The sequence below is a fragment of the Mycobacterium persicum genome, from assembly GCF_002086915.1.
Taxonomy (GTDB): domain Bacteria; phylum Actinomycetota; class Actinomycetes; order Mycobacteriales; family Mycobacteriaceae; genus Mycobacterium; species Mycobacterium persicum.
Genome location: NZ_MWQA01000001.1, coordinates 4,633,325 through 4,649,218, shown reverse-complemented (window position 1 = coordinate 4,649,218; position 15,894 = coordinate 4,633,325). Strand labels below are relative to the sequence as shown.

General features: G+C 66.5%; 12 protein-coding genes. 6 read left to right on the top strand and 6 right to left on the bottom strand.

Features of this window, described 5'->3' with window-relative positions:
- Positions 1 to 327 precede the first annotated feature (327 nt).
- Complete coding sequence (locus B4U45_RS21220) at positions 328 to 1,176, top strand: SDR family oxidoreductase (protein ID WP_075548314.1); 849 nt, start codon at positions 328 to 330, stop codon at positions 1,174 to 1,176.
- A gap of 49 nt (positions 1,177 to 1,225) precedes the next feature.
- On the opposite strand, the gene B4U45_RS21215 is transcribed toward B4U45_RS21220, so the two are convergent.
- From B4U45_RS21215 to B4U45_RS21205, 3 genes are read right to left on the bottom strand one after another with little or no spacing between them, the layout of a single operon-like run.
- Positions 1,226 to 2,038 (bottom strand): alpha/beta fold hydrolase, encoded by an 813-nt coding sequence (locus B4U45_RS21215; RefSeq protein ID WP_075548315.1) that lies wholly within the window; start codon positions 2,036 to 2,038, stop codon positions 1,226 to 1,228.
- A gap of 3 nt (positions 2,039 to 2,041) precedes the next feature.
- The gene (locus B4U45_RS21210) at positions 2,042 to 3,742 is read right to left on the bottom strand and encodes a PHA/PHB synthase family protein (protein ID WP_075548316.1); all 1,701 of its coding nucleotides are present in this window, start codon (positions 3,740 to 3,742) and stop codon (positions 2,042 to 2,044) included.
- A gap of 2 nt (positions 3,743 to 3,744) precedes the next feature.
- A complete protein-coding gene (locus tag B4U45_RS21205; RefSeq protein ID WP_075548317.1) occupies positions 3,745 to 5,256 on the bottom strand; it encodes a long-chain-fatty-acid--CoA ligase in 1,512 nt (503 codons plus the stop codon).
- Positions 5,257 to 5,399: 143 nt separating this feature from the next.
- On the opposite strand from B4U45_RS21205, the gene B4U45_RS21200 reads away from it, so the two are divergent.
- Positions 5,400 to 6,623, top strand: coding sequence for a PucR family transcriptional regulator (locus B4U45_RS21200; protein ID WP_082275536.1), 1,224 nt, complete (start codon positions 5,400 to 5,402; stop codon positions 6,621 to 6,623).
- Between the two features lie 303 nt (positions 6,624 to 6,926).
- On the opposite strand, the gene B4U45_RS21195 is transcribed toward B4U45_RS21200, so the two are convergent.
- On the bottom strand, positions 6,927 to 8,207 hold the full coding sequence (locus B4U45_RS21195; protein ID WP_371686926.1) for a PucR family transcriptional regulator: 1,281 nt from the start codon (positions 8,205 to 8,207) through the stop codon (positions 6,927 to 6,929).
- A 135-nt stretch (positions 8,208 to 8,342) separates the two neighbouring features.
- Here B4U45_RS21195 and B4U45_RS21190 point away from each other — a divergent pair, with 135 nt between their 5' ends.
- Entirely contained in the window at positions 8,343 to 10,130 is a 1,788-nt protein-coding gene (locus B4U45_RS21190; RefSeq protein ID WP_075548318.1) for a DUF3556 domain-containing protein, read from the top strand.
- On the top strand, positions 10,127 to 11,548 hold the full coding sequence (locus B4U45_RS21185; RefSeq protein ID WP_075548319.1) for a phytoene desaturase family protein: 1,422 nt from the start codon (positions 10,127 to 10,129) through the stop codon (positions 11,546 to 11,548). The genes B4U45_RS21190 and B4U45_RS21185 overlap by 4 nt, the downstream gene beginning before the upstream one ends.
- Before the next feature lie 170 nt (positions 11,549 to 11,718).
- On the opposite strand, the gene B4U45_RS21180 is transcribed toward B4U45_RS21185, so the two are convergent.
- Together B4U45_RS21180 and B4U45_RS21175 are read right to left on the bottom strand one after the other, a co-directional pair.
- Positions 11,719 to 12,588, bottom strand: a complete 870-nt coding sequence (locus B4U45_RS21180) for a 3-hydroxyacyl-CoA dehydrogenase family protein (RefSeq protein ID WP_075548320.1) — start codon at positions 12,586 to 12,588, stop codon at positions 11,719 to 11,721.
- A 144-nt stretch (positions 12,589 to 12,732) separates the two neighbouring features.
- Positions 12,733 to 13,497, bottom strand: a complete 765-nt coding sequence (locus tag B4U45_RS21175) for an SOS response-associated peptidase (RefSeq protein ID WP_075548321.1) — start codon at positions 13,495 to 13,497, stop codon at positions 12,733 to 12,735.
- A gap of 72 nt (positions 13,498 to 13,569) precedes the next feature.
- On the opposite strand from B4U45_RS21175, the gene aroA reads away from it, so the two are divergent.
- Together aroA and rsgA are read left to right on the top strand one after the other, a co-directional pair.
- Positions 13,570 to 14,856: a 3-phosphoshikimate 1-carboxyvinyltransferase gene (aroA, locus tag B4U45_RS21170; protein WP_089025045.1), complete on the top strand. Its 1,287-nt coding sequence runs from the start codon at positions 13,570 to 13,572 to the stop codon at positions 14,854 to 14,856.
- Positions 14,853 to 15,845: a ribosome small subunit-dependent GTPase A gene (gene rsgA, locus B4U45_RS21165; RefSeq protein ID WP_075548339.1), complete on the top strand. Its 993-nt coding sequence runs from the start codon at positions 14,853 to 14,855 to the stop codon at positions 15,843 to 15,845. Before aroA ends, rsgA begins: the two co-directional genes overlap by 4 nt.
- Positions 15,846 to 15,894: the final 49 nt, after the last annotated feature.

Genomic DNA, 15,894 nt, shown 5'->3' with positions numbered 1-15,894 from the left:
CGGTTGCGGTGTCACCGGACAGCGTCACAGGCCGTGCCGGATTCGCACGGAAGCGATCCAACTGCTCCTCACATAGCAGGCTCGTCGCAGTTGACACCGGGCTCCCTTCCCCCAATGTAGAGGTCGCGACCGACGGCATTTGCCTCGGTCCGTTGATTCTTCTTATCGCCGGACGGCCGCAAGGACCGCATCAATCAACGGCGCGAGCAGGCACACTATTTCCGAGCCGCAGCTCCGGCGGGGCCGCTGGACGCTCACCCGAGCCAGCGAGGCGCGCGGGGACGTCCCGCAATCCGGATGGGTCGCCGGTCACGTTAGTGTGACGCCATGTCCCTTAACGGCAAGACCATGTTCATCTCTGGCGCCAGTCGTGGCATCGGCCTGGCGATCGCCAAACGCGCCGCACAAGACGGCGCCAACATCGCCTTGATCGCCAAGACCGCCGAACCCCACCCGAAACTGCCGGGCACGGTGTACACCGCCGCCAAAGAGTTGGAGGAAGCCGGCGGTCAGGCCCTGCCGATCGTGGGGGATGTCCGAGACCCGGACTCGGTCGAGTCCGCGGTCGCCCAGACCGTCGAACGGTTCGGCGGCATCGACATCTGCGTCAACAATGCCTCGGCGATCAACCTCGGCTCCATCACCGAAGTCCCGATGAAGCGCTTCGACCTGATGAACGGCATCCAGGTGCGCGGTACCTACGCCGTGTCGCAAGCGTGCATCCCACACATGAAGGGTCGGGAAAACCCGCACATTCTGACGCTGTCGCCACCGGTGTTGCTGGACAAGAAGTGGCTGAAGCCGACGGCCTACATGATGGCCAAATTCGGCATGACACTGTGCGCGCTGGGGATCGCCGAGGAGATGCGCGACGAGGGGATCGCGTCGAACACGTTGTGGCCACGCACCTTGGTGGCCACGGCCGCGGTGCAGAACCTGCTCGGCGGCGACGAGGCGATGGCGCGGGCCCGTAAGCCCGACGTCTATGCCGATGCGGCCTACGTCATCCTCAACAAGCCTTCCCGCGAATACACGGGCAACTCGGTGCTGTGCGAGGACGTGCTGGTGGAATCCGGCGTCACCGATTTGTCGGTATACGACTGCATGCCGGGGGGCAAGCTCGGCGTCGACCTGTGGGTGGAAGAGGTCAACCCGCCGGGCTACGTTCAGCCTTGATCCCGCTGGCCGAACCGGCAACACCGGGCATCGCGGCCTGTGCCTGGGCTCAGCCCAGGAACTGTTCGATGACGGGAGCGAGCTCGACCGCGTTGTGCACGAGGTCGATGTGGCCCCCGGAATGCAGGTGCAGCCGCGAGTGCGGTAGCAAGGTGTTCATGATGTGAGCGTTGGCAACCGGAATGATCGGATCATCGGTGCCCGCCACGATCAACGTCTCCTGGCGCACCGCCGGTAGCGCGAACAGGCTCGTCCACACCGAACCGGCGAGCAGCTGGTGAAGGTAGCCGACCTTGGATCCGGCACGCAATTGCCGCACGAACAGTTGCGCCACGTCGTCGCCGTGGGCACGGACGGTACCACCGTAGAGTTCAGCGGCGATGGATGCCGCATAGTTGGGATTCGAAAAGCGGCGCGGGGTAAGCATTTTCGTTAGAACCCGGGGGTGGCCGGGAACCATGACCACCCCTGTGCCCGTGGCGACCAATACCAGGCGACGGCATCGGCGCGGATTCTGGAAGGCGAACTGCTGCGCCAAGGCGCCTCCCCAGGACAGGCCGAGCACATCCACCACCCCGAGATCGAGCTTGCGCAGGATCCTGCCCAACACCCAGGCGAGATAGGGAAACCCATAGGGCAGAACGGATGTGGGTGATCCGCCGGTTCCGGGAACATCGAATCTGATGACCGTGGAGTCCAGTTCCTGCACCAGCGGATCGAGCACTTCCAGGCTCGCCCCGATGCCGTTGCACAGCACCAACGGCACGCCGGTTCCTTGGCGTACGTTGACTCGGATCCGCTGTCCGCCGGCGAAGACATGGCGCTCTTCGCCGTGTGCGCTCGTGCGGTGGCTACCGGGCATCGCTCATTTCTCCCTCACATAGGTACCCGGTGCCGGGCCGAGCGGTGGCAGACCCGGGCCGCCAAGCGCCGTCGGCGCGTCGATCTCCGGACCGCTGCGCTCGGCGAGCCAGCTCACGTAGTCGGGCCACCACGAGCCCGCGAACTGCTGAGCAGCGTCAAGCCACTGTTGAGGATCCTCGGCGTCGACCGGACTCGTCCGGAACGACGCCTTCGGGTTGCCGGGCGGGTTGACCAGAGCGGCGATGTGACCGCTGGTCGACAAGACATAACGATTGTCCTTGCTGCCCAGCAGCCGCGCGCTGCGATAGGTCGCCTGCCACGGGGAGATGTGGTCGGCGACGCCGCCGATCACATATGCGTCGGAGGTGACGTTGCCCAGGTCGACCGGGCTGCCCAACATGGTGACTTCGCCGGGGGTCACCAGCGCGTTCCGCAGCCCCATGAGCACCATGTCGCGGTGCAGTGCCGCGGCCATCCGGGTGGTGTCGGCGTTCCAGAACAACACGTCGAAAGCCGCCGGCTTGCGGCCCTGCACGTAGTTGTTCACCCAGTACCGCCACACCAGGTCGGTGGGTCGTAGCCAGGCGAACATCTCGGCCATGTCGCGCCCGTCCAGGTAGCCCTTCCTGGCCGAAACCCGAATGGCGGTTTGCGCGGCGCGATCGCTCATGGCCGCGACGGCAAGACCGGCACGGGTCTCATCCAGCACGGTGACTGCCAAGGTAAGCCCAGCCACCCGATCGCCCTCACCGATATGGGCGAGGTGGGCTGCCGTCATCGCCGCGATGATGCCACCCGAGCAGCTTGCCAGCAGGTGCACGCTGTCGGTCCCGGCGACATTCTGGACCGCGTCCATCGCCTCCACGATCGCCCCACCGTAGGCGTCGAAACCCCAATCTCGATGGCGCGCCTGGGGATTACGCCACGAAATCGCGAAGACCTGCTGGCCCTGCTGCAGGAAGTACTCGATCATGCTGCGTCCCGGCGCGATGTCCATGATGTAGAACTTGTTGATCACCGGCGGCACCATGAGCAACGGAATCGTCCGTACCTTGGCCGTTTGCGGGGTGTACTGGATCAGTTCGAACATCGAGGTTTGCAGCACCACCGCCCCTTTGGTGATGGCGACGCTCTCGCCCAGCACAAAGGCGTCGGGCTCGACCATCGATGGTACCCGCGGCTTTGAAAGCATGTCGCGGACAAAGGCTTTCACACCTCGCAGGGCACTCAGGCCACCGGTGTCGATCAGCGCTTTCCAACCGAGCGGACTGATCAGCGGGTTGTTGCTGGGCGCCAGGCCCTCCACCAGATTGTCGACGACAAACTGCATCTTCTCCTGGTCGCGCCAATCCAGCTCGGCGTCGGCAAGCAACCCTTCTGCAGTCTCGGCACCGGCCAGATAGGCCTGCATGACCCGGTGCAGCAGCGGATTCTGTTGCCAGGCAACGTCATTGAAGCGCTTGTCGGCCCGCGCCGGGGCACGGTGCGACTTCCCCGCCGCGATAGCGCCAAGCTCACGGGTAAGCGTGGCGGCGCGGCCGGTCACGGCGCCGGGGCGCTGGGCGAGATTGGCGCCGAGCCGGGCCCAGGTGGCGTCGGGCGTCATCCGGCTGGCAAACGGCCGGGTGGCGCTGGTGAGCAACAGGTCCAGCGGTGCGGCCAACTCGTCGGGCGCAGTGGTTGGTTTCGGAGACTCGGCCATGGTTATCGTGCGCTTTCACTTGTCGGAACGATGATTTCGCGTTTGAGGACCTTGCCGGTGGGTCCTTTGGGCAGCGCATCAATGAGCCAGACCCGGCGCGGGTACTTGTAAGCGGCGATCCGGTCCTTGACGTAGTCACGCAGCTCGTCGGGACTGACCTCCACACCCTTCTTCAGCGCGACCGCGGCGCCGACCTCCTCACCGAGGGAGTCGTGCGGGATGCCGATGACGGCGGCCTCGGCCACCGCCGGATGCTCGTAGAGCACTTCCTCGATCTCGCGGGGATAGACGTTGTAGCCGCCGCGGATGATGAGGTCTTTGGTGCGGTCGACGATGTAGAAATAGCCGTCGTCGTCGACGCGTCCGACGTCCCCGGTGGCCAGCCACCCGTCGGGCGTGATCGCGGCCTTGGTCGCCTCGGGCAGGTTCCAGTAGCCCTGCATCACGTTGTGGCCGCGGATCTGGATCTCACCGGTTTCACCGGCCGGGACCTCGGCTCCACCGGGGTCGACGACCCGCATCTGCACACCTTCGATCGGCGTGCCGATCGACCCGGCCTTGCGCGGCCGGTGCGGATGATTGAACGCGGCCACCGGAGAACTCTCGGAGAGTCCGTAACCCTCGAGAACGGCTGAGCCGAATACCTTTTCGAAATCCGCGAGAACTTGGACGGGCAACGCCGCGCCACCGGACACGCAGACCCGCAGGGTCTGCGTCGCCTCCGGTTTGACCGTGTCGGCCACGCTGAGCAATGCCGAGTACATCGTCGGCACCCCCTGGAAGACGGTGACCGCGTCCCGCTCGATCACCTCGAGCGCCTTGCGGGGGTCGAACCGCGGAATGAGCGTCAGCGTGGCACCCGCGACGACGGCCGAGTTGAGGCCGCAGGTGAGACCGAAGACGTGGAACAGCGGCAGGCATCCCATCACCACGTCGTCCGGCCCGGTCTCGATCAGGGTGCGAACGCTGACCTCGGCGTTGCGGCTCAGGTTTGCGTGAGTGAGCGTGGCCCCCTTGGGTTTTCCCGTTGTTCCGGAGGTGTGCAGGATGATCGCGACGTCGTCGTCGTCACGATGCACGGGGTTGTCCTGGGCGGGTAGGTCTGCGATCCGCGCGGCCAGCCCGGGGTCGTCGACGAGCCAGCATTGCGCGCCGGCCTCGACGGCGCCGGCGCTGGCCTCGTCGGCGAAGGCAGGTGTCGCGAACAGCGCTTTGGCGCCGCTGTTGGACAGGTAAAACGACACCTCGCGGGCTTTCAACAACGGGTTCATCGGGACCGCGACGGCACCGCGGTACATGATCCCGTAGAACGCGATGGCGAATGCCGGGGTATTGGGCAACATCACGCCCACCCGATCACCCGGCTCGACACCGGCCCGCTCCAGCAGTGTCGCCACCCGGGCCGCGGCGGCGTCGAGTTCGCCGAAGGTGACCTGCAGATCGTCACATCGCAACGCAATACGTTGGGGGTGGCGATCTTTCGATGCGACGAGGTTGGCGCTCAGCGTTACCATCAGGTGCCTCCGAAGGTGCTTAGGGTGGTTGTTTCCATGGTCACTCCGGGGACTTCGGGTCACAATGTCCGCTCGCACAACAGTCGGGGCAGTTCGCTGTGACGGCGCACATCCGCAACCGGTTGGGGCATAAAGTTCACAGGATGAGCGCGGCGACACATCCAGCCGGCGTCAGACATGGCGCCACACCCGATCCGCACATCATCGAACTCGGCAAGCTCATGCTGACGCGCGCGCCGCAGCTGGGCGAGGCGATGGCGGATCTGCTGTGCCGCGAGATCGACGCATATCGTGACGGCACCGTGGTCAGCAAGGACGAAGTACGCCAAAGCTGCGTGGCCAACCTCACGTTCATCTTCGACTCACTCGCCGGCGACGCCGATGCGGACGTCTCACCCGCGGAGCGCACCGGCACCATCCGCGCTCTGGCCGGGGTGCCGCTGCCTGCGGTGATGACCGCCTATCGAATCGGTTTCCGATTCATGTGGGAGCAGACCCTGGCCGCCGGGCGAGCCGCGGGCATGCCAACCGAGTCGATCCTGGATGCCACCGCGCGGGTGTTCCTCGCGCAGGACACCTTCACGCAAGCGATGGCCAGCGCTTACCGCCAACAGCTGACCACCCAGATCCTCGAGCTGGAGGAAGAGCGCTCGGCGCTGGTTGAAGCGCTGCTGTCGCGGCGGATCACCGACGGTCATAGCCTCTGGGAGGCGGCCGATCTGCTGCGGTTGCCCACTTCGGGGCCGTACGTGGTCGTGGCGGCGGAGCTGCCGGCGATCGGCAAGTTGGGGTTGCCCGCCATCGAAAACAAGCTCTCGGCCCGCGACATCCGCTCGGCGTGGCGGCTGTTGCCGGAATTACAGGTCGGCATCGTCCATCTGCGGGGCCGGGATTCGGTCGAGACCCTCGGTGTACTTGTCGAGGTGCTGCGGCAGTCCGCCACCGCGCGCGTCGGGATCAGCCAGCCGTATCACGAACTCGCCGAAACCAGCGACGCGTTGCGCTGCGCCCGGCTGGCGGTCACCGGAAAGCCGTCGGGCGACTCGCTCGTTGCCGTCTTCGACGACGCCCCGCTCGCGGTCGCGGCGGTCAGCGCCCCGGAAGTCATGTCGAAGGTCAGGTCGTCGGTGCTCGGCCGGCTGGATGCACTGCCGGCCGAGGAGCGCTCGGTGCTGCTCGACACTTTGCAGGCTTGGCTACACGCGGGCGGCTCTGCCAACCAGGCCGCCGCGACGATCTTCTGCCATCCCAACACCGTGCGGCACCGGCTGCGCCGCATCGAGGAGCTGACCGACCGGTTACTTTCGCGCCCAACGGATCTCGCCGAGTTGTGTCTGGCCCTCGAGGTCCAGCGACGACTGCCCTGACAGCGCACCCTCCGCACTGGCCTTGTTGCCGGAAGACAAAACCGGCTGGCAACTTCGTCGGTTGACGACATTCATCCGCCCGGGCGCAGTCAGTATGTTTTCGGGTCAGCGCTCGCTGATCCCAGTTGCGCAGTGACACAACGTCGTTCACCTTCACTACAGAAAGAAATGTGATCCGATCATGCAGTACTTAACCATCGCCGGAATGCTTGTTCTCATCCTGTTCCCGCTGCTCCTCCCGGCAATCATCACCGCTGTGCACGCCTTCACGAGCCCGGCCGCCGAGTAAGCCGGCCGGCTGGGCTATTTCGGCTGCAGCACCGCGGCGCCATACCAGTGACAGGCGAGCAATGCGAGTTCTACGTCGAGCCGGTCGCTGCCGATGTCCCGGCCCCGCCGGGCAATGGCGCGGCCGACTCGATACTTCACCGTGTTGAAGTGCATGTTGAGTTCCGCGGCGGCGGCCTTGTAGCTGGCGCCGCAACCCAGGAACACCCGCAGCGTCTCCCGCAGGCGCTCGTCGTTCTCGTCGTCCCTCGCCAGGTCTTTGAGCACCCGGGCTACCCAGTCGCGGGTGCCAGCCACATCGCCACCGAGACGCGCCACGACGGACAGCCCCGGGTCGCCGGCAGCTACCACCGTCGCCGCGCGGCGATCGCCGGCGATCGCGACGCCGTGGGCCTCGCTCGCTTCCCGGTGGGTGCGGCGGAAGCCCTCGACGCCGCCGGACATGTTTCCTATGGCCACATTTGGTGAATTCGGCCAAGACAGCGCGAACTGCCTGACCTGCGAAACCGCATCCGCGACGGCGGCCCGAAAAGGCAGCCAGGCCCATCCGCAACTACGGTCGGCGGCCACGAAGAGGGGGCTGGCGTCCGCGCCGACGGATTCACCCAGCCCGCGAAGAAACCGTTGCAGCCGGGGAAGTTCATCGACATCGAAACCTTGGTCCCCGGACCACATAATCAGCCCGACGTGGTGCCACCGCAACGGATAGCGAATCGCGGCGGTTGCCGCGTCGACATCGAAGCTCTTGGTCGCGCCCAGCAGTTCGCGCACCCGCACGCCCCGCAGGGCGTTCTGGTTTTCCAGCCATCGTTCGCGCTCGTCTTCGTAAACCGCGACGACTTGCTGCGACATCCAGTCGATGTATGCGAAGATCGCGGCGTTCATCGCCTCGATCACCGCAACCCGCATCGAGTCCGGGATCTCGGTGGCGCGAATTTCGGCGAAAATCAGCTCGTTCATCCTGCGCTGACCTAACCGATAGGCGCGTACCAACGCGTGGACGGGCACCCCGTGTTGCGCCAGCCGGCGCGCGTATTCCAGCGCCGCGGTGGGCGCCTCGACCCGCTCGACCGCGATGTCGTACTGCAACGCGTGCAGCATCGTGTCCACGTTGCCCTCGATGCTGGCCCCGAGCAGCTCCATGATCCGCGCGTCGCGGCGCAGATCCGGGATCTGCCCCTCGAGGGCACCATGGATCTCCGACGTCACGTCGGCCAACCGACGCTGCAGTCGGCCGGCGACCTCGGCCACGTAGCGGCTCACCTCGACGTCGCTGCCGGGACCCATCTCCTCCACCTGGTTGACGTTAGCCGCCGCAGTTGTTTTCTGGCGATAAGGCCGGTACCCGGTTTTGTCGATTCGCGACGGTGTCAGGTCTCAAGGCGATTCCTAACGTTGTCGAAATTCATCGCAACCCAAGGAGCGAACACAATGGGATTCACAAGACCGGCTCTCCCCGCACTCGATCCGGATGCGTTCCTGCGCAAACCGTTGATGGAGCGAATGCGGATCCTCGCCGCCGATTGGGCCGAAAACGGTTTCGGCGCACCGCGGATGGTGCACCTTATCTACGTTGCGAAGCTGGTGGTGTTCTTCGCGATCGGTGGCATCACGGTGGCCACGGCGACGTCGGGACTGCCGGCCTTCTGGCACGTCAGCGAATGGTGGAACCAGCCCATCGTCTACCAGAAGGTCATCCTGTGGACCGTGCTGCTGGAGGCCATTGGTGTGGCCGGCTCGTGGGGTCCGCTGGCCGGCAAGATCAAGCCGATGACCGGCGGCATCCTGTTCTGGGCCCGACCGGGCACCATCCGGCTGCGGCCGTGGAAGTGGGTGCCGTTCACCACCGGTGACCGACGCACCTGGTTCGACGTCGGGCTCTACCTGGCACTGTTGGTCAGCTTGGCCATCGCATTGCTATCACCGGGCGTGCACAGCGACTCGCTCTCAAAGACTGTGCCGCACAATACTTCCGGGCTGGTCAGCCCTGGGCTGCTGGCCGGGCCGATCGTGCTGCTGGTGCTGATCGGTCTGCGGGACAAGACCATCTTCCTGGCGGCCCGCGGTGAGCAGTACTTCCCGGCGCTGGTCTTCTTCAGTGTTTTTCCGTTCTCGAGTTTCACCGACATGATCATCGCGCTGAAGATGCTGATCGTGGTGGTCTGGGTGGGCGCCGGCTTCTCGAAGTTTGGCAAGCACTTCTCCAACGTCATTCCGCCGATGGTCAGCAACAGCCCCTTCATCCCGTTCAAGCGGCTCAAGCGGGCGCACTACCGTGACTTCCCTCGCGATCTGCTGCCGTCGCGGGTGGCTCATTTCATGGCGCACGTCAACGGCACCTTCGTCGAGATCGTCGCCCCACTGGTCCTGTTCTTCTCCACGAACAAGTGGCTGACCCTGGTCGCGGCGCTGTTCATGGTGGGGTTCCACGTGTTCATCATCTCGACCTTCCCGCTGGCCGTTCCGCTGGAGTGGAACGTCGTATTCGCTTACGCGACAGTGTTTTTGTTCCTGGGATTCCCGGCCTGGAACGGCTATTACGTCACCGACATGTCATCGCCATGGCTCGCGGTCGTGCTGGTCGCGGGTCTGCTGTTCTTCCCGGTGCTGGGAAACCTGCGGCCGGACAAGGTCTCCTTCCTGCCGTCGCTGCGGCAGTATGCCGGCAACTGGGCCGCTGCGGTGTGGGCGTTCGCGCCGGGCACCGAGGCGAAGCTGGACCGGATCACCCGGTCGGCGCGCAACCAGGTCGACCAGTTCGTCGCGTTCGGCTACGAACCGCAGTGGGCGGAAGTCACCGCGCAGAAGACGATCGCGTGGCGCGCCATGCACAGTCAGGGCCGCGGCCTGTTCTCGCTGCTGTTGAAGCACCTGCCGGACGTCGACGCGCGCACCGTCCGGGAAGGCGAGTTCTTGTGCAACTCCTTAACCGGGTTCAACTTCGGCGACGGTCACCTGCACAATGAAGACTTGATCCGGGCCGTACAGCGTCAAGCCGAATTCGAGCCGGGCGAGTGCGTCATCGCCTGGGTGGAGTCGGAGGCATTCGGCAGCGGGGTTCAGCACTACAAGCTGATCGACGCCGCACTCGGGGTCATCGAGCGCGGCACCTGGAAGGTGGCCGACGCGGTCTCCGAGCAGCCCTGGCTGCCGAACGGCCCCATCCCGACTCAGGTGAGCTGGTCATCGCACGGCAACCAGCTCAGCGCAGCGGCATGAGCACCGCGCTGGTGGTGGGCGGCGGGCCCAACGGACTCGCCGCGGCCATCGCTTTGGCCACCGCGGGCGTGCAGGTCACCGTGCTCGAGGCTGCCGATGAAGTCGGTGGTGGTGCGCGCAGCAGCGAAGCGATAGTCCCCGGGCTGCTGCACGACCACTGCTCGGCCATCCACCCGATGGCCGTCGGCTCGGAGTTCCTGAGCCGCGTCGATCTGCAACGCTACGGCCTATCGTGGCGCTGGCCGGAGATTGATTGTGTGCACCCGCTCGACGGCGGTAGCGCCGGCGTGTTGTACCGCTCGGTGGAGCAGACCGCGGCGGGGCTGGGTCGCGACGGATCGCGGTGGCGGCTCGCCTTCGGCTACCCGGCCGCCCGGTTCGACGCCCTGAGTGAGGACATCATGCGGCCATTGCTGCGGTTCCCGCGCCATCCACTGATGCTGGCCCGGTTCGGCGCACCCACCGTGCTTCCCGGGTCCGCATTGGCCCGCGTGTTTCGCACCGAGGAGGGGCGGGCGTTGTTCGGAGGCGTTGCGGCCCATGCCTTTCGGCCGCTGCACTACCCGATGACCTCCGCGATCGGGATGGGCATCATCGCGGCCGGCCACCGGCACGGCTGGGCGGTGGCCGAGGGTGGATCGCAATCGATCACCAACGCAATGGTGGCGCTGCTGGGCGACCTGGGCGGCAAGATCGAGACCGGTGTCCGGGTCGCGACGGCGTCGCAGCTGCCACCGACGGACGTCACGATGTTCGATCTGGCGCCGAGCGTGGTCGCCGCGATCCTGGGTGACCGTCTTCCGCGCCGAGTTTGCCGCGCCTTCACCAGGTTTCGGCGTGGTCCGGGCGCGTTCAAGGTCGATTTCGCGGTCGAGGGCGGGGTGCCCTGGGCGAGCCCGGATGCCCACCGGGCCGGCACGGTGCACCTGGCCGGCAGCTACTCCGAACTTGCCGCGACCGAGCGAGACATCCATGCCGGACGTATGCCCCAGCGGCCGTTCGTGCTGGTTGGTCAGCAGTACCTGGCCGATCCGCAACGTTCGGTGGGTAACGTCCACCCGGTGTGGAGCTACGCGCATGTCCCGAACGGCTACACCGGCGACGCGACCGAGGCAATCATCGCCCAGATCGAGCGGTTCGCCCCCGGGTTCCGGGAACGCATTGTCGGACTTGCCGCCCGCACCACAGTGCAAATGTCTTCCTACAACGCCAATTATGTCGGCGGTGACATCATGACCGGCGCCAAGGACATCCGCCAGCTGGTATTCGGGCCGCGAACCACGCTGTCGCCCTACACCATTGGTGTACCCGGGATGTACATTTGCTCGGCGGCCACCCCGCCGGGACCCGGTGCGCATGGAATGTGCGGCGCCAACGCTGCCACGCTTGCGCTCGCCCAGCTGGCTCGGCGAGCGTAACGCCACTGCTGGGAGCGCTGCCGGGCGAGCAGACAGAGAATCGCCCAAGTCCCCATGGAATGGTGCGATTCTGCGCCTGCTCGCGGGCAGGTGCGGAGCCCCCTTCGTCGGCGTCCGCGTGGGCGATGGACCCCGTACCCCGGCACATCGATCGCCATGCCAACAACGCGCTAGGTGTACTTGTAGAAGCCCTGGCCCGATTTGACGCCGAGCTTGCCGGCATCGACGTATTCCCGCAACAAGTCCCGAGCCTGCTTGGGCAAGTGCGGAAACTCTTCGACGTAGTGGTTTTCGATGTCGAGGACCACGTCGAGGCCAACCAGGTCCATCATGTGGAACGGCCCGGCCGGTACCCGCCAGTTGACCTTGAACATCCCGTCGACATCCTCCGGGCGGGCCACGCCTTCGGCGACGACGGCCAGTGACTCGCGTTTGATTGCGGCCCAGACGCGATTGAAGATGAAGCCGGTGCATTCGCGCCGTGCCTCGAAAGGATGGACACCGAACTCGGGCAGGACGATCAGCAGGGTGTCGAGCAGGCCGCGGTCGGTCTCCCCGTCCGACATCAGGTCGAGTGCGTTGAACTGTGGTGGCATGTAAAAATGCGTGTTGCACAAACGTGTTTTGTCTCTGACATTTTCGGCCATCAGCCGTGACGGGAACGACGAAGAGTTGGTCGCGAAGATGGTGTCCGGCAGTGCCGCTTGGTCGATCTGGCCCCACAGCGGAATCTTGATCTCCAGCCTCTCGGGGACGGACTCGACGGCTAACCAGGCGCCGTCCAGCGCCTCTTCGAGCGAACTCGTGCCCACCGCCACGCCGATTTCACCAAAACCTCTGTCCTGCAACAGCTTCGGCAGTGTTTCCGCCACGTACTGCGTCGCTTCGGCGTGCTGTTCGGCGCGCCTGGCGTACATTCGTACCGTGCCGCCGCGGCTGGCGAACATCAATGCGATGCGGCGACCCAGGGTGCCGGACCCGATCACCGCGACCGGACGGTTCCGGATGTCGTCGAATGTGTAGGTGTACGAACCAGTCACACATGCATGCTAGGCTCGCGGTCGGCTGCCCAGTTCCGTCGTCATCCGACAAAAATGAGCCGAACGTTGTCTTCGGCAGACAACATTGACCTCAGGTTTGAGCTCCGCCAGACTCCCCGCGCGACGCGGGGTTCATAACTGGCACTACAGCAGCTTCATCTGCTCCGACTGCCGCTCGACGGACTCCAGCAGTTCCGGCCCGTTGTTGCGCACACTGTTGACCAAGGTCGACACCTGGCGCAGCTCGATGTCATGCACGTCCGGCGGACGGGCCAGTAACTCCGGATCCAGCGGTGCGTCCGGATTCAGCCAGGCATCCCAGTCGGCTTCGGCCAACATCAGCGGCATCCGGTCATGGATCTCGGCCATCTGCCCCACGGCGTCGGTGGTGATGATGGCGCAACTCAGCAGCGGCGCAGCAGCGTTGCCCGGCTTCCATACCGACCAGAGCCCCGCCATGCACACCAGGTCACCGTCGCGGCGGTGCGCAAAGAACGGTGTCTTGGCGGTCTTACGCCCCGGCGCGGCATCGGGATTGGCGCGCCATTCGTACCATCCGTCCATAGGCACCAGGCAGCGTTTGCGCTGCGCCGAATTCCGGAACGCGGGGGACGTGGCGACCTTGTCGGCACGGGCGTTGATCAGCAACGGACCCTTGGAGTCGGGCGCGCCGTCCGGCGCGGGCTTGGCCCACGGCGGGATCAGGCCCCAGCGCATGAGCCGTACCCGGCGCGATGGCTGGTCGTCCGGCGCACTGTGGCGCGACACCACCGTCACGATGGTGTTGGTCGGCGCCACGTTGTAGTTGGGCGCCTCGGCCGTGGACCCGGTGCCGGTGGCTTCGTCGATCGCCTTGATTTTCTCGGCCAGCCGGGCGGGATCGGTGGTGACCGCGAATCGTCCGCACATGAGTCCCATGGTGCCTGGTACCCACGACAACCGCCGACACGGCAGGATGTAGCCGTGAGCAGCACCAAGCCCCTGAAGGCGTGGCGTGCCCCGTCCGCGCCGACACCGGTGCACGCGACGGTGATCGTTCCGGGCTCGAAATCCCAGACCAACCGGACCCTGGTGCTGGCCGCGCTGGCGGCCGCGCAAGACCACGGCCCCTCGACCATCAGCGGCGCGCTGCGCAGCCGGGATACCGATCTGATGATCGCCGCGCTGCGAACTCTGGGCCTGCGCGTCGACGGGACGGGCTCCGAACTGACGGTCAGCGGCCGGCTGGACCCCGGTCCCGACGCCCGAGTGGATTGCGGCCTGGCCGGCACGGTGTTGCGTTTCGTGCCGCCGCTGGCGGCGCTGAGCGCAGCCGTGGTCACGTTCGACGGCGACGAGCAGGCGCGGGCCCGGCCCATCGCACCGCTGCTGGATGCGCTGCGCGGTCTGGGCGTCCAGGTCGACGGTGCGGGTCTGCCGTTCCGCGTCCAGGGCACCGGATCGGTCGCCGGCGGCACGGTGGCCATCGACGCATCGGCGTCGTCGCAATTCGTGTCGGGCCTGCTGCTGTCCGCGGCGTCGTTCACCGAGGGACTGACCGTGCAGCACACCGGTGCGGCGCTGCCGTCGGCGCCGCACATCGCGATGACGGTGGCGATGCTGCGCCAGGCCGGCGTCGACGTCGACGACTCAGTTCCGAATCGTTGGCGGGTCGCGCCCGGCGCGGTCAAAGCGCGCCGGTGGGATGTCGAACCTGATCTCACCAACGCGGTCGCGTTCCTGGCGGCGGCCGTGGTCAGCGGCGGCACGGTGGGTGTCACCGGCTGGCCGGCCGACAGCGTCCAGCCCGCCGACCACATCCTGCGTATCCTGCGACAACTGAATGCCGTTGTCTCACATACAGATTCAATGTTACAAGTGCGAGGGCCGGCCGCGTACCACGGGTTCGACGTCGACCTGCGCGATGTCGGTGAGCTCACGCCCTCGGTAGCCGCACTGGCGGCGCTTGCCACCCCGGGATCGGTGTCGCGGCTGACCGGCATCGCCCACCTGCGCGGCCACGAGACCGACCGGCTGGCCGCGCTGAGCACCGAGATCAACCGCCTGGGCGGTGACTGCCGGGAAACATCGGACGGCCTGGTGATCACCGCGACCCCGTTGCGGCGCGGCCTGTGGCGCGCGTATGCGGATCATCGGATGGCGATGGCCGGCGCGATCATCGGACTGCGGGTCGCCGGAGTCGAGGTGGACGACATCGGCGCTACCACCAAGACGCTGCCGGAGTTTCCGCGGCTATGGGCCGAGATGGTCGCGGAGCCCGGCGCTTGAGACCCGGCGACTACGACGAATCCCACGTCAAGGTCCGCTCCGGCCGCGGTTCGCGGCCGCGGACCAAAACCCGCCCCGAACACGCCGACGCCGAGGCCGCCATGGTGGTCAGCGTCGACCGCGGTCGGTGGGGTTGTGTGCTGGGCGGGGACCCGGATCGTCGCATCACCGCAATGCGGGCACGCGAGCTGGGACGCACGCCCATCGTCGTCGGAGACGACGTCGATGTGGTGGGCGACCTGTCCGGCCGGCCGGACACGCTGGCCCGCATCGTCCGCCGGTGTCCGCGACGAACGGTGTTGCGCCGCACCGCCGATGACACCGACCCCACCGAACGAGTGGTGGTCGCCAACGCCGATCAACTGCTGATCGTGGTCGCGCTGGCCGATCCCCCGCCGCGCACCGGGCTGGTGGACCGGGCACTGATCGCCGCGTACGCGGGCGGGCTGGCGCCCATACTGTGCCTGACCAAGACCGACCTGGCCCCACCCGAACCGTTCGCCGAACAGTTCGCCGACCTGGACCTCACCGTGGTCGTCGCGGGCCGCGACGATCCCCTGCTCGCGGTGGCCGGCCTGCTCGACGGCAAGATCACCGTGCTGCTCGGACATTCCGGCGTCGGCAAGTCAACGCTGGTCAATCGCCTTGTGCCGGAAGCTGATCGGGCAGTCGGGGCGGTCACCGACATCGGCAAAGGGCGGCACACCTCGACACAGTCGGTGGCATTGCCGCTGCAAACCGGCAGCGAAGGTGCCGGCTGGGTGATCGACACTCCGGGGATCCGTTCGTTCGGGTTGGCCCACATCCGGTCCGACGATGTACTGTTGGCGTTCGCCGACCTGGCCGAGGCGATTCACGACTGCCCGCGCGGCTGTGGGCATATGGGGCCACCCGCCGATCCCGAATGCGCACTGGACAGCTTGTCCGGGCCCGCCGCGCGGCGGGTCGCCGCCGCCCGCCGACTGCTCGCGGTACTCAGGGAGACCTGACCAGCCGGATACCAAGCCGGTCAACGCGCTGCACCAGCGCGGCGGGCGC

Excerpts from the sequence above, each read along its gene's own strand:
- B4U45_RS21175 (WP_075548321.1), bottom strand. The coding sequence starts at position 13,497 with ATGTGCGGACGATTCGCGGTCACCACCGATCCCGCCCGGCTGGCCGAG.
- B4U45_RS21220 (WP_075548314.1), top strand. The coding sequence starts at position 328 with ATGTCCCTTAACGGCAAGACCATGTTCATCTCTGGCGCCAGTCGTGGC.
- B4U45_RS21190 (WP_075548318.1), top strand. The coding sequence starts at position 8,343 with ATGGGATTCACAAGACCGGCTCTCCCCGCACTCGATCCGGATGCGTTC.
- B4U45_RS21215 (WP_075548315.1), bottom strand. The coding sequence starts at position 2,038 with ATGCCCGGTAGCCACCGCACGAGCGCACACGGCGAAGAGCGCCATGTC.
- B4U45_RS21185 (WP_075548319.1), top strand. The coding sequence starts at position 10,127 with ATGAGCACCGCGCTGGTGGTGGGCGGCGGGCCCAACGGACTCGCCGCG.
- B4U45_RS21210 (WP_075548316.1), bottom strand. The coding sequence starts at position 3,742 with ATGGCCGAGTCTCCGAAACCAACCACTGCGCCCGACGAGTTGGCCGCA.
- B4U45_RS21200 (WP_082275536.1), top strand. The coding sequence starts at position 5,400 with ATGAGCGCGGCGACACATCCAGCCGGCGTCAGACATGGCGCCACACCC.
- B4U45_RS21205 (WP_075548317.1), bottom strand. The coding sequence starts at position 5,256 with ATGGTAACGCTGAGCGCCAACCTCGTCGCATCGAAAGATCGCCACCCC.